Below are 20,002 nucleotides of genomic sequence, written 5' to 3'. Positions count from 1 at the left end.
TTCAGGCGTCGCCACCGCTCGACGTGTGGGACGTCGTCGACAAAGGCTCCGCCGGGGTCCGGCCCGGTGACGAAGTGATCAGTGCGGAGCTGCCGGTGTCGCGATCCGTGAGGCCCGAGAGGAGAGCGAGGCCGAGGCCTGCCGCGGCGAGCGTCGCGCCGACCAGGGCCGGTGAGGCCCAGCCCCAGCCGGCGGAGATGGCCAGGCCGCCGAGCCAGGCTCCACCGGCGTTGGCCAGGTTGAAGGCGGAGTGGTTGGAGGCCGCGGCCATCGTCGGGGCGTTCTTCGCCTTGGCCATGAGCAGCATCTGCACGGGGGTGGTGACCAGCGCGCCCATCGCGCCCATGAACACGAGGGTCACCAGGGCGGGGACGGTGCTGTGCACGGTGAAGTAGAACGCCACGAGCGCCGCGCCGAGCAGGAAGAGGCCCCCGTACAGCGTCGGGCGCAGGGCCCGGTCGCTGAGCGGGCCCGCGATCAGTGTGCCCAGCGTCATGCCGATGCCGTAGAGCGCCAGGACCCAGGTGGTGGAGGAGTCGGCGAGGCCGGTCACGTGGGTCAGGATCGGCACCAGGTAGCTGTAGACGGCGAAGAAGCCGCCGAATCCCACGACGGCGGTGGCCAGGCCGAGGGCGACCTGCCGGTTGCCCATCGCCCTAAGTTCGTGGCGGATGCCGGACTGGTTGCCGCGGGGTTGATGGGGGACGAAGGCGGCCAGTGCGGCCAGCGCGACCAGGCCGATGACGGCGACGCCGATGTAGGCGTACCGCCAGCCGAGATGCTGGCCGAGGGCGGTGCCGGCCGGGACGCCGACGATGTTGGCGATGGTGAGTCCGAGGAACATCCTCGACACGGCCCGCCCGGCTCGTTCGGGGGCGACCAGCCGGGAGGCCACGACGGCGCCCACGCCGAACAGTGCTCCGTGGGGCAGGCCCGCCAGGAACCGCGCGGCGAACAGCAGGCCGAAGTTCGGAGCGAGAGCGGAGGCGACGTTGCCGATCACGAACATCGCGGACAGCAGGAGCAGGAGCCGTTTGTGGGCGACGCGCGCGCCGATGCCGGTCAGGACGGGCGCCCCGACGACGACACCGAGCGCGTAGGCGGAGACGAGGTTGCCGGCGTGCGGTACGGACACGCCGACGCCGTCGGCGATCTGGGGCAGCAGCCCCATCGTGGCGAACTCGGTCGTACCGATACCGAACGCGACGAGGGCAAGGGCCAGCAGGGCCAGTGGCATGGGGCGCGAATACCTTTCACGGGCTGCGGTCTGCATGCGGATGCGGGGGAGGAGGGCAGGACCGTGATGCGTCCGGTTCGCCCTGTTTCTATAACCTGTCGCCTCGGCCGCCGTTGCCCGATGCGCCCCTGGGGGCAGGAAGAGTCTACGAGCGCTCCGGGCGCCGCTCGCCCGGCCGTGAGGTCAAGCCGAACTGGAGCATCCCCGCCCGTCGGCGGACCGGTGCTCACGCGCCGGCGTCACCGCTGCTCCGCTCGACCGGGATCCACAGCTGGGAGTGGGTCTCCGCGCCGATCTCCACCGGCTGCGTCCGCAGGAGTTCCGGGCCCGGCCGGCTCGTGTACGGGTTCGAGGGGAACCACTGGGTGAACACGTCCCGCCACAGTGCCTGGAGCGCGCTCGGATAGGGCCCGTCGTTGTCGAAGACCGCCCAGGTCCCGGCGGGCACGTCGAGGGCGTCGAGTTCCCCGGCGACCGTCTCCGGGCCGGTGGCCACGCCGATCCAGTAGTCCGCCTCGGCCCCCTCCTCCCGGCTGTCGGTCAGATACACCGCCGCCGACACGATCCCCTCGGGTTCCCGGTCGGCCAGCTCCTTCATCCGTACGATCGCCCGCGCGTCCAGGCTTTCCAGGTGCGCCGTGGCGGCCGGGTTGGCCCCCTCGTGGACCAGCGGGACCCGCGAGGACCTGCCGACGATCCGAAACGCCTCCTTCTCCACGACCCGGTACCGCATCGTCGTACTCCCTTCGACGACGACGCGGAACGACATGCGCGGCTGTGCCGTGAGCACTGCGCCCGTGCGTCGGGCCTCGCCCGGACCGATGCCGTGCACCGAACGGAACGCCCGGGCGAACGCCTCGCCCGAGCCGTAGCCGTATCGCACCGCGACATCGAGCAGCGTGCGTTGACCGTCCAACACCTCGGCCGCGGCGAGCGTCATCCTCCGGCGCCGCAGATAGACCGGGAGCGGCATCCCGGCGAGGGCGGAGAACAACCGCCGGAAGTGGTACTCCGACACGGCGGCGATCCGAGCCGCCTCGGCGACGTCGACCTCCCGGTCGAGGCAGGCCTCCAGGTGGTCCAGCGCCTGATTCAGCCGCTCCAGCACGTGTGTCCGTCCCTCTTCCCGGAGTCTGCCCGTAGGACATCGCACCCGGCTGCGGCAACTGGTCCTGCGGGCCGGGCCGTCTTCAGATCTAGGTGATCTCCTCGCACCCTGCCCGACAGAAGCCGTGCGGGAATTGTCGGGCGGGTGGCCTCGGCGTTGCCTGAGGCTTGCGCACATGACTGATGTTAAGGGGCTGTGCGAACCGCGGTTCGCCGCGGTCGAGGCGGCCCTCGCGGCCTCGCTCGACAAGGACGATGTGGGCGCCTCGGTCGCCGTCTACCTTGATGGTGAACCGGTGGTCGACCTGTGGGGCGGGTACGCCGACGCGGACCGCACCGTCGGCTGGGAGCGCGACACCCTCACGTGCGTGAACTCGACGACCAAGAACATGACCGCCCTATGCGCGCTCGTCCTGGCCGACCGGGGCCGACTCGATCTGTCCGCGCCGGTCGCCGCCTACTGGCCCGAGTTCGCCGCGGCGGGCAAGGAGCGTCTGCTGGTACGCCATGCGCTGTCCCACACCGCCGGGCTGCCGGACCTGTCCGGGCCGACGGCGGTCGAGGACCTCTACGACTGGCCGAGCGTGACGGCGGGGCTGGCCACGCAGGCCCCCGAGTGGGAACCGGGAACCGCCGCCGGGTACCACGGGCTCACCTTCGGTTTTCTGATCGGCGAGATCGTCCGCCGCATCACCGGCAGCACCCTCGGCGACTTCTTCGCGCAGGAGGTGGCCAAACCGCTGGGCGCGGACTTCCACATCGGGCTCTCCGCCGACGACGACCGCCGCGTCGCACCGCTCATCCCGCCGCCGTCACTGACCGACGAGTACACCCCCACCGCACCGCCCGGACCGGACGGCACACGTCGGGAGTACGACGGTGTCGCGGTCCGGGTCAGGGATGCCAACTCCGTTGCCTGGCGCCGCGCGCAGCTCCCCGCGGTGAACGGCTTCGGCAACGCCCGGTCCGTCGCCCTCGTCCAGTCGGCACTGGCGAACCGGGGTTCCGCAGGTGGCGTACGGCTGCTCTCCCCCGAGGGTTGCGAGCCAGCGTGGCAGGAGGTGTTCCGCGGCGAGGACCGGGTGCTGCGGACTCCGATGGCCTGGACCGTGGGCTTCGGCAAGTTCGGCAACATGTTCGGCTGGGGTGGATGGGGCGGTTCGCTGGTCGCGAGCGACCCTGACGCACGGATGACGGTGGCCTACGTGATGAACCAGATGATCGACCGCGAGCAGCAGGAGGACAGCCGCGGCATGGAGATCATCATGGCCGCCTACAGCGGACTGGGGTGACGATCCGCGGGAGGGGGCGGCGACTCCCCCTCCCGCGCTCCCGCGGCAACTCCCGCCCCCGAGGCCGAAATTGGTCTAGACGAATCTTTCCCAGATCTCTTGACGCCGGCCGACGCGGGCAGCCACGCTTCGTACCGCACACAGATGTAAGGAAAGTTTCCGATTAACTTCTCGACTCGCCGTTCGACGGTCTTCCCCTGTCTCACCCCGCCCTGATCACGTCGCACGGCTCCTCCCCACCGCACCTCCGCACCGTGCGACGGGCGTGCAGGGCACCGCAATCCGCGTACCGGCGCGACGCCGTGCGCGGCCTCGCCCCACGGAGGAGCAACCGCATGAGACGTGCGTCGCTGCGCGCCGCATTGACCGCCGCCCTGATGGTCGGCGGCATGGCCACGACGGCCGCCCCGGCCGCCCACGCGGCCGACAACACCGGTCTGATCGCCGCCTTCGGCGTCACCTCCACCTGGGGTGCCGGTTTCGAGGGCGGCTACACGGTCACCAACAAGTCGACCCACACGGTCACTTCGTGGACCATCACCTTCACCCTGCCCGCCACCGAGGCCGTCACCAGCTCGTGGAACGGCACGGTGACCCACAGCGGGACGCAGTACACGATCACCTCCCCCACCTGGGAGGCCCCGCTCGCCCCCGGCGACTCCGCACCCGTCGTCGGCATGGACTTCAGCTACACCGGATCGGTCGTCCTGCCGAGCGCCTGCCTGATCAACAACGGCCCCTGCGCCGGCGTCCCCGCCGACACCGCCGCACCCTCGACCCCCACCGGCCTCGCCGTCCGGGCCACCGGCCCCGGCAGCGTCACGCTGGGCTGGAACGCCTCGACGGACAACGTCGGCGTGGTCGGCTACCGCGTCTACGAGGGCAACGACGTCATCGCCACGACCTCGGGCACCGGCACCACCTTCAAGGTGATCGGCCTGCTCCCCGGCAGCAGCCACAGCTTCTCGGTGACCGCGCTCGACGACTCCAACAACCAGTCGGCGCACTCCGCGACGCTCACCGCGACCGCGGGCAGTGGGACAACTCCCGGCGTGGCGGCCCCCTTCATCGACCTCGGGTCCTACCCGACGCCGAACCTCACGCAGATCGCCACGGACACCGGGCTGCGGCAGTTCTCGCTCGGCTTCATCACCGCCGGGTCGACCGGCTGCTCGGCGAGCTGGTTCAACTCCTATGACCCGGGCGCGGCTTGGGACCGGGCGGACTTCGACTCGCTGCGCGCGATGGGCGGTGACGTCCGGCCGTCCTTCGGTGGCGCGTCGGGCACCGAACTGGCCCTCGCCTGCACCGGCACGACCGCGCTCCAGGCGCAGTACCAGAAGGTCGTGGACGCCTACGCCCTGGACCGCGTCGACTTCGACATCGAGGGCGCCGCGGCGGTCGACCACGCCTCGATCGACCGGCGCTCGACGGCCGTCGCCGCCGTCCAGGCCGCACAGCGCGCCAAGGGCCGCGACCTCAAGGTCACGCTCACCCTCCCGGTCCTGCCCAGCGGCCTGACCGCCGACGGCGTCTACATCCTCGACTCCGCCAAGTCGCACAACCTGAACGTCGACACCGTCAACCTGATGGCCATGGACTACGGCGACAGCGCCGCGCCCAACCCGGCCGGGAAGATGGGCAGTTACGCCATCCAGGCCGCGACCTCGACCCGCGCCCAGATCGCCTCGGTATGGCCGAGCCTCACCACCGCCCAGACCTGGGCGATGGTCGGCCTCACCCCGATGCTCGGTCAGAACGACACCGCCGGCGAGGTGTTCACCGTCGCCGACGCACAGCAGGTGCTCACCTTCGCCCGCCAGAACCACCTGGGCGAGCTGGGCTTCTGGGACGTCACCCGCGACCGGAACGCCTGCACCGGTGCCCTGAGCCAGTGCACGAACATCCCGCAGACCCCGTACCAGTTCTCCAAACTGTTCGCGACGTACGCGGGCTGAGCCCCCGAGGTCTCCTGCTCCCCCGTGGGCGCCTTGCGTGACCGACCACCCACCGATCCCTGGGGCCGCTGTGCGTCGCACTCCGCCGGCCCCAGGGATCGCCCGGACCGGGTCAGCGGAGCGTGCGGGTGAACTGGTACGCGCTCTGCGACGTGCCGCTGCAGGTGTCGGACAGCTGACCATTGGTGGCGCAGGCCTTGTCCCGGCCCAGCGACCAGAAGGAGAGCTCCTGAATGCCCTTGCTGGCTGCGAAGTTGGCGAGCGTGGTGGCGTTGGCGGTGGTGAACGCCTCGGCCGTGGTGTCGTTCACGCCGATCATGGGGGTGTTCCCCTCCATGGCCCACAGCTGCGCGGAACTCTTGGTCGTCCAGATCCGGCCCAGTTGGTCGTGCAGGGCGGTCGCCGCGCCGGTGGCCGCCTTGCCCATGTCCATGGTCGGGCCGTAGTCCATGGTCATGATGTTGACCAGATTGACCGTCAAGGCGTTGCTCTTGGCGTTGTTCAGCAGGTTGATCGAGTTCTGCTCCAGTCCGGTCGGGTCGACCGGGAGGGTGTACTGGACGTCGAGCCGGCGCCCCGCTGTCGCGTACTCGCTCTGCAACTGCGCCAGGGCCTTGTTCCGTCGGTCGTTGGCAGCCGTGTTGTTGAGGGTCGAGCCCTCGATGTCGAGGTCGACACGCGTGAGGTTGAGGCTGTCGATGACCCGCTTGTACTGAGCCTTGAGGGACGACACCGAGGTACAGGCCACACCCAGTTCGGTGCCCGAGGCGCCACCGAAGGAGGCGATGACGTCGCCGCCGGCCGCCCTCGTGGAGTTGATGGCGGAGGTCCATGAGGAGTCGGTGATGGACGTGTCACCGTTGAAGGTCGCGTTACAGCCGCTTCCGGCGATGACGAAGGCGAGGGTGAAGTACTTCTGGCCAGTGGCATTGCGCGCGTTGGCGAGGGCGGACGGGGAGTTCCAGGTCTCGGCGTACGGTGCCGAGTAGCGGGCGGGGAAGCCTGGCCCGGGGTTCGCCGCCGTCGGGGCGGCGGATGCCGAGGGGGCTACGACGGCTGCCACCGCCGCACCGGCGGTCACGGCAACGGCCAGGGTGTAGCTGCTCTTTCGACGCATGAGTCCTCCAAGACGCGGCGCACCCGGTGCGCCGGTGGGGGCAGAGGAAACCACGCCTGTTCATGCTCATGAACATTCTCCGTTCATGTGAACAAGCTGAAGCCATTAAGGCCTAGACCAATGCACCCGTCAACCCCCGCGGCAACAACTGGCGAAGGGCTACACCCTTGTCCCGACGGCCAGTTGAAACAGGAGAGGACATACCGCGGCCCCGAGGCGATCGAAGCACTCGGGGCCACGTCTGTTCGTTGCGGGAATGGAGGGCGGTCGCCTACGCGGCGATGTGCTCTGCGGGGCTTCAGCCGGACGATCGTCCCCGCAGGCAATAGGTGAGGCCCGGGGACACTGTCCCCTCCACTCCCACGGTCCTTCCAACCACGCCGCCCCACCGTGCATTCCCGGGCGACAGGACGGGAGTCGGGTCGCGGTCGGGCCCGCCTCCGGTCAGCTACCGGTCCTGTTCTTCGGGTCCGGCTTCCATTCCTCGGCCAGGAGCCCGAGGAGCACCTCGTCGACGAATTCCCCCATCACCCAGGCCGCCGAACGCAGCACCCCCTCGCGGACGAAGCCGTTGCGCTCGGCGGAGCGCAGCATCGCGCCGTTGTCCGGCAGCGTCTCGATCTGCAGCCGGTGCAGGCCGCGGACGACGAAGCCGTAGTGACACAGCACCGCGACCACGTCGGTGCTGTAGCCCTTGCCACGGGCAGCGGGCAGCAGCCCGAGGCCGATGTGGGCGGTCCGGTTGTGGTCGTCGATGCCCCACAGCACCGCGCTGCCGATCAGGGTGCCGGAATCCAACTCCACCACGGAGAAGGGTTCATGTCCCCGCTCCTTGTCGTCGACCGCGAACTGCGAGATCTTCGAGCCCGGCAAGACCGGCCGCCACGGCCGGCCATTGGCCCGTGCCTGGGTGACCACGTCGTCGTAGAGCTCCGCGTGCAGGATCGGGATGTCGTCCTCGTGTCGGGCCCTGAGCCCGACCTTGTCACCCTTCAGCATGCGAGATTCCTATCGGAGCGGGACGACCTGCGGCAAACGGTTATGCGGCCTCGTCCACGCACAACATCCCGCCGCAGACGCGGGCGAACACGGCTGCGAAATCCGGCTGGGCATCACTTCCTGATTCGTGAGCCGTTCGGCACGTATCGTCCGGAGATGGCCACCATTCCCGCACCGCGTGTCCTCGTCATCGGGCTTGACCCGTATCGGGTGCCCGGGCCGTGGGACCCTGAGCCGGCAGCCAGGGCGATCGAGGCGGGGCTGGCCACGTTCGCCGAACACGGTGTGGGCGTGGAGACCTGCCTCATCGGCATTGATGAAAGTGACGACGTTGAAGCTGCCGTCGGGAGTGCGCTGCGAGCTCGTCCGTGGGAGTGCGTCACCGTCGGCGGTGGATTGCGGCACTCGGACGACCAGGTCGAACTCCTTGAGCTCGTCATCCACCTGATCCGGCGGCACGCACCCGCTGCGGCCATCGCGTTCAACAGTTCCCCGGACACCACCTACGAAGCCGCTGCCCCTTGGATCGAGTGACGACAGCACACATCAGCCGCCCGAACCTTCCCAGTGCGCGGCAGCTGCCAGGACAGCGGCGGCCGCGCCCGTTCCGAGTACGGCGCTGGCGACGACGTCGACCGGGTGCGCACCTGGCGGCTCTCCACGGATCCCGCCCTCGTCGCCGGGGTCCGCCGCACGGCGAGCGACCAGCTGAGCGTCTGGGGACTGGGCGAGCTGGCCTTCGCCACCGAGCTCATCGTCAGCGAGCTGGTCACCAACGCCATCCGCTACGGCAGCGCGCCCATCGAACTGCGCCTGCTGCGCGGCGACGCACTCGTCTGCGAGGGCTCCGACGGCAGCAGCACCGCCCCACACCTGCGGTGGGCCCGCTCCTTCGACGAGGGCGGACGCGGGCTCCTGCTCGTCGCCCAGCTCGCGGACCGCTGGGGCAGCCGGCAGACGCCCACCGGAAAGACCATCTGGGCGGAGCTGCCGCTGCCGACGTGAACGTCCCCGTTCCGTCGGCACCGCTGGGCTGGAGATCCCGGCGAGGGGCGGACTCCTGGGCGCCAAAAAGGTCATCAGCGTCCCGGCGCCCGGCGGAAGGCCTCCTGCGACTGGGCGCACGCGTCGCCCCTCCTCGCCGGCGAAGGAGGTGGCTCGGGCGTCTGGGTACAAAGAGCGGCAGCGGTGCCAGGAGGCTTGGACGGGCGGAGCTTCCCACTGGTCGCCAGGCGTCGACGACGAACCCCGCCTCGTCCACCGAGCCGACGACAGGCAAGCCGAGATCCTCACAGCTCGGTAGCGGTGCACCGACCTGGCCGGTTCACGTGAACCGGCCAGACCTCCCTACCTCCGCCCTGCAGCGGCACGCGCTTGTCGGCCCGCTCCGGTGTGACCCTGCGCGAGGGTCAGGCCACGATTGCCACAGCGAGGTGTCCGTCGTGGAGAATGCCTGAACGATGACGTCGACGCCTTCCGGAGCGGCACGGGCCGGGTATACGCCCTTCGCTCATCTCACCGTGCCCAACGCAGCCCTCTATCGCCGGGTGATGGGAGCGTTCCTGGCCGCCAAGGAGCGCTTCGCCGTGCACCTGCGGCCCGAGGACGTGATCGCGGCCTTGCCGCCGGAACACCGGCCCGCCAACGTGGACATAGTGATCAAGGCGCTGGACAGCCTTGTCGACTGGGGCAATCTGCGGGCGGATCCGGACACTTCCCGGGTCACCGCGGTCGAGGACTTCTACCGCAAACGCTTCATCTACCAACTCACCCAGGCAGGTGAGGCAGCCGAGCAGGCGCTGTCCGTGTACGACGAGGCGCTGGGGCGGCGCGGTGCGCTGCAGGCGGTGGCCCTGCACGACATCGTCACCCAGTTGCGGGCTCTGCTGGTGATCGCCGCCGAGCAGGAGGACGGCGAGCCGGATCCGGCCAAGGCGCATCTGGCGCTGTCCGCTCTGACGAGCCGGTTCGAGGCGTTGGCGGAGAACGCGCGGGCCTTCATGGGGTCCCTGCAGCGCACGATCGACCTGCACGGCGTGGAGATCGAGGTGTTCCTCGCCTACAAGGACAGCCTGATCCAGTACCTGGAGCGGTTCATCCAGGACCTGATCACCCTGGGCGGGCGGATCACCCTGCTCATCGGCGAGTTGGAGGAGCAGGGCCGGGTCGGCGTGCTGCTGCGGCTGGCGGCAGCCCGGGAGGCCGCCGATGCCGCCCCGGGCGAGGCCGAGAGCGCGGAGGCGCGAGCGTATGAGCGGTGGGTGGACAGGTGGTCGGGGCTGGCCGCCTGGTTCGTGTCGGCGGAGGGCCGCGAGTCGCAGGCCCGTCTGCTGCGCGGCCGCGCTCTTGGCGCCATCCCTCAACTGCTGTCAGTCGTAAGGCAGTTGAACGAGCGACGGGCCGGGCGCACGGATCGCTCGGCGGACTTCCGCACCCTGGCCCGCTGGTTCGCCGAGGCCCCCGACGACGCGGCGCGGCACCGGCTGTGGCGTGCCGCGTTCGGGCTGTATCCCGCACGTCACCTCACCGTCGACGCCGACACCCTCGACCGGCGCGCCGCCCACCCGGTGGCCGCCTCCGTCCCGTGGGCCGAGGCCGAGCCGCTGCGGATCAGCCCGCAGCTGCGGCGCACCGGCAGCTACGAGCGGCGTGGCAGGACCCGCCGGGTGCAGGACCGGTCGGAGCAACGCAGACACCTCGCCGAGATCGCCGCCCGGCAGGCGCAGGAGATCACGAACGCCCGCGCTCGCCTCGCGACGGACGGCACCACCAGGCTGTCCGCGCTCGGCGAGCTCGACCCGCTCGCCTTCGGCCTGTTCCTTCAGCTGCTCGGCGACGCCCTGGCCACCTGGCGCCCCAGCATGACGGCCACCGTCGCCACGAGCAACGACGGCACGATGGAGATCCGGCTCACGGCACTGACGGACGGCACGAGGGCCGGCATCCGCACCCCGGGCGGCACCTTCCGCGGCCCCGACCACCTGGTCCAGATCACCGATCTCACCCGAACCGGCCGGACGCGCGCCACCGCCACTTCTGGCAGGGAGAAGTCATGACCACACCCCTGGGCGAGGTACTGGACGGCCGGCGGACCGCCGAATTGCACAAGGCCGCCCGCGCGCTGCTGAAGGAACCGCTGCTGCTCGCGCACGGCTCGCACGCGGAGGAGTTCCGGCTGGTACGCCGGCACTCCGGCGACCTGCGCGACTGGTTCGAACGCAACACCGGCTGGCCCCTGCGGGTGGACACGGAGACGGCGCGGCTGGGCAGAGCACCCGGCACACTGGCCGACCCCACCCATCCGGCCCGCGAAGCCTCCCGCGCCCGCGCACCGTTCACCCGCCGCCGCTATGTACTGCTGTGCCTGGCGCTGGCCGCACTGGAGCGCGGCGAGGCACAGATCGCGCTCGGCCGCCTCGCCGAACAGGTGGTCCTGGACGCAGCCGATCCCCATCTTGCCGCCGCCGGGATCGAGTTCACGCTGGAGCGGCGCGAGGAGCGGCTGGATCTGGCGTCGGTGGTACGGCTGCTCATGCACTACGGCGTGCTGCGACGGGTGGCCGGGGACGAGGACGCCTACGTCAGCGGGGCGGGCGATGTGCTCTACGACGTCCAGCGTCGCGTCCTGGCCGGACTGCTCGCCGCCCGCCACGGCCCGTCGATGATCACCGCGGACGACTTCGAGGACCGTCTGTCCGAACTGACCTCCGAGAGCGCGCTGGACAGCGACGAACTGCGCTTCCGCGCCATCCGCCAACGGTTGACGCGGCGCCTGCTGGACGACCCGGTGCTGTACTACGCCGAGCTGACCGACGACGAACTCGCCTATCTCACCCGTCAGCGCGCGTTCATCACCGCCCGGATCACCGAACTGACCGGTCTGGTCGCCGAGGTGCGTGCCGAGGGCATCGCCATGGTCGACCCCCTGGACGACCTGACCGACGTACGGATGCCCGAGCAGGGCACGCACGGACACGTCACCCTGCTGCTCGCCGAGTACCTCGCGACCGCCGACGGCATGGTCGGCCGGGGCGAGTTGGAGCGACGGGTGCGGGAACTGGCCACCGAACACGGCGGCTTCTGGTCCAAGAGCGCCAAACAACCGGGCGCGGAAGCGGAGTTGGTCGATCAAGCTCTGACCAAACTGACCTCCCTCGGCCTGGTCACCGTCGCACCGGGCGGCGTCGCCCCGCTGCCCGCACTGGCCCGGTACGCGGTCGGCGAGACCGTCGTACGGGATCCGGGAGTCCCCACCCCTCGTACCTCTCAGCGAAAGGCATGACCGCCGTGACCGCCCTGCCCACCCCCGCGCCCGGCCGGTGGCGTCCCTTGCGCATCGGCCTGGTCGATCTCTTCTACTACGACACCGAGGAGTTCTGGTTCCGGGACGGTCGGCTGCTGTTGCGCGGCAACAACGGCACCGGCAAGTCCAAGGTCCTCGCCCTCACCCTGCCCTTCCTTCTGGACGGCGACCTGTCCGCGCGCCGCGTGGAGCCCGACGCCGACCCCGGCAAACGCATGGAGTGGAACCTGCTGCTGGGCGGGCAGCATCCCTACCCCGAGCGGCTCGGCTACACCTGGATCGAGTTCGGCCGCCACGACGAGGCCAGCGGAGAGGACCGCTTCCTCACCCTTGCCTGCGGCCTGAAGGCGGTGGCGGGGCGCGGCATCGCCCGTCACTGGTACGCCGTCACCGACCAGCGGATCGGACCGGAACTCAGTCTGCTCGACGCCACCGGCACCGCGCTGTCGCGCGACCGGCTCGCGGAGGCTCTCACCGGGCGCGGCATGGTGTACGACACGGCCACCGCGTACCGCAGGGCAGTGGACGAGGCGCTGTTCGGTCTGGGTGAGCGGCGGTATGCGGCCCTGGTGGACCTGCTCGTCCAGCTGCGCCAGCCGCAGCTGTCGAAGCGGCCCAACGAAACGGCTCTCTCGCGTGCGCTGACCGAGGCGCTGCCGCCGATGGACCAGGCGGTGATCGCCGATGTGGCCGAGGCGTTCCGGTCCTTGGACGAGGAGAAGGAGGAGTTGCGGGCGGCCACCGAGGCCGAGCGTGCCGCCTCCGCCTTCCTGGATCACTACCGCCGTTACGCCCGCGTCGCCACCCGCCGCCGCGCGCGGCTCCCCCGCCACGAACACGCCCGCTACGAACAGCTGAACCGCGACCTCGCCCAGGCCCAGACCGAGCGGTCGCAGGCGGAGGCGGACAGGGAGCGGATCGCTGTGCGGCTCGCGCAGCTGGAGGAGAGTGCCGCACGGCTGACGGCGCAGGAGGCCGCGCTGCGGGCGGGCCCCGAGATGCGCAGCGCCCGGGAGTTGGAGCAGGCGGCGGCGGACGCGCGCCGCACCGCCGGGGAGCTTTCCCGCACCGAGGCGGACCGGGAGCAGGCCGCCCAGGCGCATACCCGCGCCCTGGGCCGCATGGAGAGCGCCGGCAGACGGTTCACGGCGGCCGAGGAGCAGGTCGCGGACACGCTCGCGCGCGAGCGGGAGGCGGCCACGGCCGCCCGCCTCGATGGTGGCCTGCGCATCGAGGGCGCGCCGGAGGCCGAACTGCGGCGGGCGGCCGAGGAGTCGGTGGCGCGCAGGCGACGCACGGTCGACCACGTGGAGGAGATGGCGTCCCGCGCCGAGGAGGCCGCCGACGAACGGCGCGCCGCCGCCCGGCGGCTGGACGAAGCCCAGACGGAGGCCGGCCACACCGCCGAGCGGCAGGCCCAGGCGGAGGCCGCCGCAGTCCGGGCGGGCCGGGAACTGGTCGCCGCCGTACGCGAACACCTCGACGTGTGCGAGGAGTTGACCCCGCAGGACCCCGTGGGCCTGCTGGACGGTCTGCAGGACTGGGTCACGCATCTGCGGGGTCCCTCTCCCACGCGGGTGCATGCCGCCGACGCCCACCGTGCGCGGGCCGCCAACCTGGCCGACCGGGCGGCGGCTCTCGGTCAACGGCTGACGGAGCTGGCCACCCGGCGCTCCAAGGGCGAGCGGGAGCTGGCCGACCTGGAGGCCGGCGGTCAGCGCGGTCCCACGGCACCGCACACGCGTGCTCCCGGCGTGCGTGAGCAGGCGCCCGGAGCGCCCCTGTGGCGGTTGGTCGACTTCCACGATCACGTCGCCGCCGGTGAACGTGCGGGTCTGGAGGCGGCGTTGGAGGCCTCCGGGATGCTGGACGCCTGGGTGTGCCCGGACGGCACCGTCCTCCATGCGGACCTGCACGACGTCCTCCTGTCACCGGGCTCCCCGCTCACCGGTCCGGTGCTCGGCGACGTGATGCGCCCGGCAGTCGACCACGGCGATCCAGGCGCCGCGGCGGTGGGCGAGCAGCCGGTGGCGCGCCTGCTGGCCGCCGTGGGGCTCGGCTCCGGCGGCGACACATGGGTGGCGACGGACGGCCGTTTCCGCGTCGGAGCACTGACCGGCAGCTGGTCGAAGCAGGCCGCCGTATACGTGGGCGAGGGCGCCCGCGAAGAGGCGCGCCGGGCCCGGATCGCCGCTCTGCGCGGCGAACTGGACGCTCTGGCAGGCCAGTTGAACGAGCTTGAGGCCCAGCGGGCAACAGTGGCCCAACGCCGCCGCACGCTGGATGCCGAACTGGCCGCCGTTCCCGACGACGCAGCCCTGCGCCACGCACACGCCCTGGCCGCGGCCTCCGCGGACGCCGCCCACCGAGCCCGCGCCCGCCAGGACGAACGCTCGGCCGACCTGGCCGCGGCGGCCGGGCAGGAAGCCGAGGCCGTCACCGAACTCGCCGACACGGCAGCGGCCGTGAACCTGCCCGCCGACCGTCCGCAGCTGCTTGTCGTCCGCCAGGCGCTGGCCGACCACGCCGCCGTCCTGGCCGCTCTGTGGCCCGCCCTGCGTGAACGGGCAGATGCCGCACGCGCGATGACCGACGAGCGCACGGAAGCCGATGCTGCGGGCGCGCGGGTTGCGGAACTGGCTCTGCGGGCCGAGGAGGCGGCCCATCTGGCGGCCGCCGCCGACGAACGGCACACCACCTTGCGCTCTACGGTCGGTGCCGCCGTCGCGGAGCTGGAACAGCGCCTCGCCACCACCGCCGAGGCCCTAGTCGCCTGCGAACGCGACCAGCGCCGCTCCCGCGAGGAGCACACCGCTGCCGGCCGGCGCGTCGGCCATGCGGAGGGCCGTATCGAACAGCTGGAAAAAGACGTGGACGAGGCCGCCGCATCCCGCGCCGAGGCGATCGCCGCGCTCCAGCGGTTCGCGGCCACCGGCCTGCTGGCCGTGGCCCTGCCCGAGGCGGCCCTGCCCCCACTGGACGGCGGACCGTGGGCGGCCACCCCCGCCGTCGCACTCGCCCGCGCCATCGAGGCGCAGCTGTCGGGCCCGTCCGGCACCGACGACTCCGACGGCGCCTGGGAACGCGTCCAGAAACGGCTCAGCGAGGAGTACAAGAAACTCCAGGACGCCCTCTCCCGCGGCGGCCACACCGCCACCGCCCGCATGGTCGAGGACGGCATGGTCGTCGACATCGTCTACCAGGGCCGCCGGCGCACCGTGCCCGACCTGGCCGCGGCCCTCTCCGTCGAGGTGACCGAGCTGGCGCACATCCTGTCCGCGCACGAACGCGAGATCCTCGAAACCCACCTGCTCACCGAGGTCGCGGGCACCCTCCAGGAGCTGATCGCCGCCGCCGAGCGGCAGGTGCGGGCCATGAACGCCGAGCTGCTGGAGCGGCCCACGTCCACCGGCATGAAGCTGCGTCTGGTGTGGCGCTCCTCGCGCAAGGCGCCGACCGGGCTGGCCCAGGCACGGGAGCGCCTGCGCCAGTCCGCGGACGCCTGGGCACCCGAGGACCGGGCGGCGGTCGGAGAGTTCCTCCAGGCGGAGATCGCCCGTCGGCAGTCCGACGACGCGGCGGGCAGCTGGCTCGAAGTGCTCACCGCGGCGCTGGACTACCGGTCCTGGCACGAGTTCGGCATCGAGCGCCACCAGAACGGCGCCTGGGTTCCGGCCACCGGCCCCGCCTCCGGCGGCGAACGCGTCCTGGCCGTGTCCGTACCGCTGTTCGCCGCCGCCTCCTCGCACTACGCCACTGCCGCCCCCGACGCACCGCGCCTGGTCACCCTCGACGAGGCGTTCGCCGGCGTGGACGACGACTCGCGGGCCAAGTGCCTGGGCCTGCTGCACGCCTTCGACCTGGACGTGGTGATGACCAGCGAACGCGAGTGGGCGTGTTATCCCCAGGTCCCCGGCATCGCCATCGCCCAGCTCTCCCGCGTCGACGAGATCGCCGCGGTCCTGGTGACGCGCTGGGAATGGGACGGAACCGATCGCCTACGGGGTGATGAACCGGACCACCGCCTGACGACCCTCCCCGCCCAGACGGCTCCCCCGGCCGCCGAGTTCGACGCGGGGGCACCCGTACCCACCGACGACACCGCCCCAGGCCACGACCGGCTGTGGGCATGAACGGGCCCGGGCAACCAGGCTCCCCCGACCGATCAGGCCCGCACATCGACCTCGACCGCCTCGGCAGACTGCTCGGCGACCCCGGCCTGGCCTGGCTGGTCGAGCGCGTCCGGCGCCGCATGGAGCGGGACGAACCCATCACCGGCCCGCTCACCCTGACCACCCCCACCAGCGCCGAACGCGACGCCGCCGAACGCCTGTTGGGCCGCACCCCACGCGCCGGACGTTCACTGACCGTGCGCCTCGACGCGGTGGACACCGTGCTGCGCCGCTCCGGCATCAGCCCCGACGGCCTCGCCGCAGCCGTCACCACCCTCACCGGCGCCGTCGCCCGGCTCGCCGACGTACGCGAACAGGAGACGAACGCCTGGCAGGAGGCGTACGCCCCGCTGGCCGTGCTGCGGCCCGAACTGGCCGAGTGGGCCCACAAGTTGCGCACGGACGGTCTCGTTCGCCGCCTCGCCCGCACCCCGCACGCGGCGAAGGTCCTGCTCGCCTACGCCACGACGGCCCTGCGGCCACTGCCCGCCCAACCGGCAGTGTCCCTGCCCGCCTTCGCCGCCACCGCTCTCGGCAACGCTCACGCCCTCGACGACGGAACTCCGCTCGCCACGATCGTCCTGTCCGGCATCCGTGCCCTGACGGGCTTCCCCGACGGGAACGGAGCGGAATGGCGCCGCGAGGCCTGGGCCTCGGCCGGCCTGCTGAGAGATGCCCTCTCCTCCACAGTCCTCACCCTGGGCCTGCGCGGCACCCCCGCTCTCGACTGGATGACCGACGCGGGCGAACCGGCCGTCCTGACGCTTCGCCAACTCACCCACGACCCGCCGAGGACGGCGCCCGGGATCGTCTACGTGTGTGAGAACCCGACCGTCCTGGCCACCGCGGCAGAGACACACGGCCCCGCCTGCCCGCCCCTTGTCTGTCTCCAGGGCCAGCCCTCGGCCGCCGCCCTCACCCTGCTGCGCCACCTCCACTCCCACGGATCCACGCTCCGCTACCACGGCGACTTCGACTGGGGCGGCCTGCGGATCGCCGACGCGCTGCTGCGCCGCGTCCCCTGGCAGCCCTGGCACTACACGGCCGCCGACTACCGCACCGCGGCCGCCGCCACACCTCTGGCCCCGCTCCTGACCGGACCACCGGCCACCGCGGCATGGGATCCCGACCTGGCCGCGGCGCTGGCCGAACTCGGCGTGCGCATCGAGGAAGAAACGGTCCTGGACGTCCTGCTGGCCGATCTGGGGCCCTGAGGTCGTCGCGCCGGTCGAACGTGGACGTCACCCTGCTGGACGTCTTCGGCTGAGAGGACCGCATCCCGGCCGACACGCTCTCGGCCCTACGCACGAACGCGTCACGCGTCGCGGCCGGGACGTCCTGCCGCCAGGTCGGCACCACGCGTGTCGGCGGCGCGTCAGCGACGGGAACAGCCACGGCGACGGCTCCGACCATGCCGACGTCAGACGGCATCGACGTCTGTGACGAATGTGAGAACGGCCTTCGCCAGTTCGTCGGGGCCTCCATCGCGGCGTAGTGGCCCACGCCGTCAAGCGATATCGAGTTCACGTCGGCTGCCGCGGCCTGGGACATGGTGCTGGCCGTGAAGGAGCCGTGGCCCGCGCCGACCGCGAGTACGGGCACGGTCAGACCGTGTGTGCCGGCGAGAGCCTTGATTTCGGGGCCCTCGCGCAGCATCGACTGGTAGAGGCCGATCGCTCCGCGCCAGCCGTCGGGGCGCGCGTAAGTGCGGGCGAACTCCTCGATGTCGGCGTCGGTGATCGCTCCGGGGGTCGCGCTCAAGGCGGGGAATGCGAACTGTCCCAGGAATTCGCGTTCGCGGCCGGCCAGGAGCATCTCGGGGATGCCGGGGGCGGCAAGAACGCCGATGTGCCAGGCGCCGCCCTAGGTGATGTCGGCCAGCGTTTCGACGCCGAAACCCGGTTCTGGCACAGATCTTGGGGAGTCGTCGCGGAGCGTTACCTCGACGTTCGATTGCGAGGAGACGGGTTCGTGTGAGACGGCGTACGCCTTGTCATCCCACGGACGAAATTGACGCTCCCTGAGGTGTCCGCCGACCGCTGCTGCGGTCGGTTGCGGACGGTGATGGTGCTGGTCATGCAGACCGATGCGCCGTTCTGGGGCTCGCTGGTGTTCGAGGGGATCGATGATGTGGATGTCGAGGTGGTTACGGCCGCGTTCGGCATGGTCGAGGTGGTGGCGACAGGCCGCGCGGCCGGGGCTGCGTGTCCGGACTGTGGCCGGTTCTCGGGACGGGTCCACGACCGATACCAGCGCAGGCTGAGGGACCTTCCACTCGCTGAGCAGGGCTTCGTGATCCGGCTGACGGTCCGGCGCTTCATCTGCGGAGCGGCGGACTGCCCGCGCCGGACGTTCGCCGAGCCGTTCTCCCGGCTGGCCGCCCCGCACGCACGGTTCACCACGCGGCTCAACCGTGCCCTGGAACGGGTGGGGCTCGCGCTGGCCGGGCGGGCCGGCGCCCGGCTGGCTGCCCAGATGGGCTTCGGAGCTGGCCGGATGACCTTGTTACGCAGGGTCATTGCATTGCCCGATCCCGCGTTCAGCACGCCGCGTGTGCTGGGCGTGGACGACTTCGCGATCCGTCGCGGCCAGACGTATTCCACGGTCTTGACCAGCGTCGAAGACCATCGCGTGGTCGATGTGCTCCCGACGCGTGAAGCCGGACCGCTGGCCGCATGGCTTGTCCGTCACCCCGGCGTGGAGATCATCTGCCGGGACCGGGCAGGCGCCTATGCCGAGGGTGCCCGCCGCGGTGCCCCTGATGCTCTGCAGGTCGCTGACCGGTTCCATCTGTGGCAGAGCCTCGGCCGCGCCGTGGAGACCTGCGTCGCCGCCCATCGCGACTGCCTGAGCAATCCTTCGCCCAGCGGCTTCCTGCCGGAGGCCACCCGGCTGGCTTCCGGTCTGCCGCAGGACGACTCGGTGCCCGTCGGCCGACGGGCCGAGCGGAAGAAGGCAGCACATGCCCAGGTCCACGAGCTTCTTGCTCAAGGTCACTCACGCCGGGCGATTGCACGGCACCTGGGCTGGGGCCTCAACACCGTGCTCAGATACGCGAACGCCGCGAACTGGCAGGACACCATCCGCGAAAACCGGCCCCGCCCCAGCAGACTGGACCCCTACAAGCTCTACCTGGAGCGACGCTTCGCCGCGGGATGCACCAGCGTCACCCAGCTCCACAGCGAACTGGTCGCCGACAACGCGCCCGTCACCTACCAGATGGTCCGCGCCCACATGGCCACCCTCCGCGGGACTCCCGCCGGCACGCCACCCCGAACTCCGACGGTGCGTCAGGTGACCGGCTGGCTCACCCGACATCCCACCACGCTGACCGAGGAAGACCGGGCCGGCCTGAAGGAAATCCTTGCACGCTGCCCTGAACTGGACACAGCCGCCGGACACGTCCGCGCCTTCGGCGAGATAGTCACCGACCGCCTCGGCTCCACACTCCCCACCTGGATCGACGCAGTCGACGACAGCCAGCTCCCCGGCCTCACCGGCTTCGCGCTCCACCTTCTGCGGGACCTTGACGCCGTGATAGCTGGGCTCACTCTCGACTGGAGCTCCGGCAGCATCGAGGGCGCCGTTAACCGCATCAAGAAGATCAAGCGCCAGCTCTACGGCCGAGCCGGATTTGAACTCCTCCGCAAGATGATCCTGCTCCGTAACACTGCGCGAGCAGCCGCCCACCCGTGGCAGGATGGCCTCATGTTGATCCGAAAGGGCGATGCCGCGTAGGCGTCCCAAGGCCGTTCGCGCAGAGCGGTGGCGGCCACGATGGCAGTGTTCGGTCCTGAGAGGGCGGTAAGTAACGTGT

Annotated in this window: 13 protein-coding genes and 1 pseudogene; 10 read left to right on the top strand and 4 right to left on the bottom strand. The window is 71.2% G+C overall.

Annotated elements, in window-relative coordinates; translation table 11 throughout:
- Position 1 precedes the first annotated feature (1 nt).
- Complete coding sequence (locus JHN63_RS39340; RefSeq protein WP_200689901.1) at positions 2-1,237, bottom strand: MFS transporter; 1,236 nt, start codon at positions 1,235-1,237, stop codon at positions 2-4.
- A 226-nt stretch (positions 1,238-1,463) separates the two neighbouring features.
- Positions 1,464-2,345 carry a GyrI-like domain-containing protein gene (locus JHN63_RS39335; RefSeq protein ID WP_200689900.1) on the bottom strand — a complete coding sequence of 294 codons (882 nt, stop codon included), beginning with the start codon at positions 2,343-2,345 and terminating at the stop codon, positions 1,464-1,466.
- Between the two features lie 175 nt (positions 2,346-2,520).
- On the opposite strand from JHN63_RS39335, the gene JHN63_RS39330 reads away from it, so the two are divergent.
- Both JHN63_RS39330 and JHN63_RS39325 read left to right on the top strand, forming a co-directional pair.
- Complete coding sequence (locus tag JHN63_RS39330; RefSeq protein ID WP_200689899.1) at positions 2,521-3,636, top strand: serine hydrolase domain-containing protein; 1,116 nt, start codon at positions 2,521-2,523, stop codon at positions 3,634-3,636.
- A gap of 335 nt (positions 3,637-3,971) precedes the next feature.
- Positions 3,972-5,594, top strand: a complete 1,623-nt coding sequence (locus tag JHN63_RS39325) for a cellulose binding domain-containing protein (protein ID WP_200689898.1) — start codon at positions 3,972-3,974, stop codon at positions 5,592-5,594.
- A gap of 112 nt (positions 5,595-5,706) precedes the next feature.
- On the opposite strand, the gene JHN63_RS39320 is transcribed toward JHN63_RS39325, so the two are convergent.
- Together JHN63_RS39320 and JHN63_RS39315 are read right to left on the bottom strand one after the other, a co-directional pair.
- On the bottom strand, positions 5,707-6,711 hold the full coding sequence (locus tag JHN63_RS39320; protein WP_200689897.1) for a chitinase: 1,005 nt from the start codon (positions 6,709-6,711) through the stop codon (positions 5,707-5,709).
- 444 nt (positions 6,712-7,155) lie between these two features.
- Positions 7,156-7,710, bottom strand: a complete 555-nt coding sequence (locus tag JHN63_RS39315) for a GNAT family N-acetyltransferase (RefSeq protein WP_200689896.1) — start codon at positions 7,708-7,710, stop codon at positions 7,156-7,158.
- A 156-nt stretch (positions 7,711-7,866) separates the two neighbouring features.
- On the opposite strand from JHN63_RS39315, the gene JHN63_RS39310 reads away from it, so the two are divergent.
- From JHN63_RS39310 to JHN63_RS39275, 8 genes and pseudogenes are all read left to right on the top strand, one after another.
- On the top strand, positions 7,867-8,244 hold the full coding sequence (locus JHN63_RS39310) for a hypothetical protein (RefSeq protein WP_200689895.1): 378 nt from the start codon (positions 7,867-7,869) through the stop codon (positions 8,242-8,244).
- Between the two features lie 93 nt (positions 8,245-8,337).
- Positions 8,338-8,715: pseudogene (locus tag JHN63_RS39305) on the top strand (ATP-binding protein); the annotation flags it as partial.
- A 455-nt stretch (positions 8,716-9,170) separates the two neighbouring features.
- Positions 9,171-10,766 carry a TIGR02677 family protein gene (locus tag JHN63_RS39300; RefSeq protein ID WP_200689894.1) on the top strand — a complete coding sequence of 532 codons (1,596 nt, stop codon included), beginning with the start codon at positions 9,171-9,173 and terminating at the stop codon, positions 10,764-10,766.
- A complete protein-coding gene (locus tag JHN63_RS39295; protein ID WP_200689893.1) occupies positions 10,763-11,992 on the top strand; it encodes a TIGR02678 family protein in 1,230 nt (409 codons plus the stop codon). Before JHN63_RS39300 ends, JHN63_RS39295 begins: the two co-directional genes overlap by 4 nt.
- Entirely contained in the window at positions 11,989-16,146 is a 4,158-nt protein-coding gene (locus tag JHN63_RS39290) for a TIGR02680 family protein (protein ID WP_234478371.1), read from the top strand. The genes JHN63_RS39295 and JHN63_RS39290 overlap by 4 nt, the downstream gene beginning before the upstream one ends.
- Positions 16,143-17,399: a TIGR02679 family protein gene (locus JHN63_RS39285; protein ID WP_200689892.1), complete on the top strand. Its 1,257-nt coding sequence runs from the start codon at positions 16,143-16,145 to the stop codon at positions 17,397-17,399. The genes JHN63_RS39290 and JHN63_RS39285 overlap by 4 nt, the downstream gene beginning before the upstream one ends.
- 358 nt (positions 17,400-17,757) lie before the next feature.
- Complete coding sequence (locus tag JHN63_RS39280; RefSeq protein ID WP_200689891.1) at positions 17,758-18,162, top strand: hypothetical protein; 405 nt, start codon at positions 17,758-17,760, stop codon at positions 18,160-18,162.
- A 48-nt stretch (positions 18,163-18,210) separates the two neighbouring features.
- Positions 18,211-19,923 (top strand): ISL3 family transposase, encoded by a 1,713-nt coding sequence (locus JHN63_RS39275; protein ID WP_307782090.1) that lies wholly within the window; start codon positions 18,211-18,213, stop codon positions 19,921-19,923.
- Positions 19,924-20,002: the final 79 nt, after the last annotated feature.

It is taken from the genome of Streptomyces sp. MBT65, assembly GCF_016612545.1.
Taxonomy (GTDB): Bacteria; Actinomycetota; Actinomycetes; order Streptomycetales; family Streptomycetaceae; genus Streptomyces.
The sequence above is the reverse complement of the archived record's forward strand: the minus strand, read 5'-3'. Positions and strand labels throughout refer to the sequence as shown.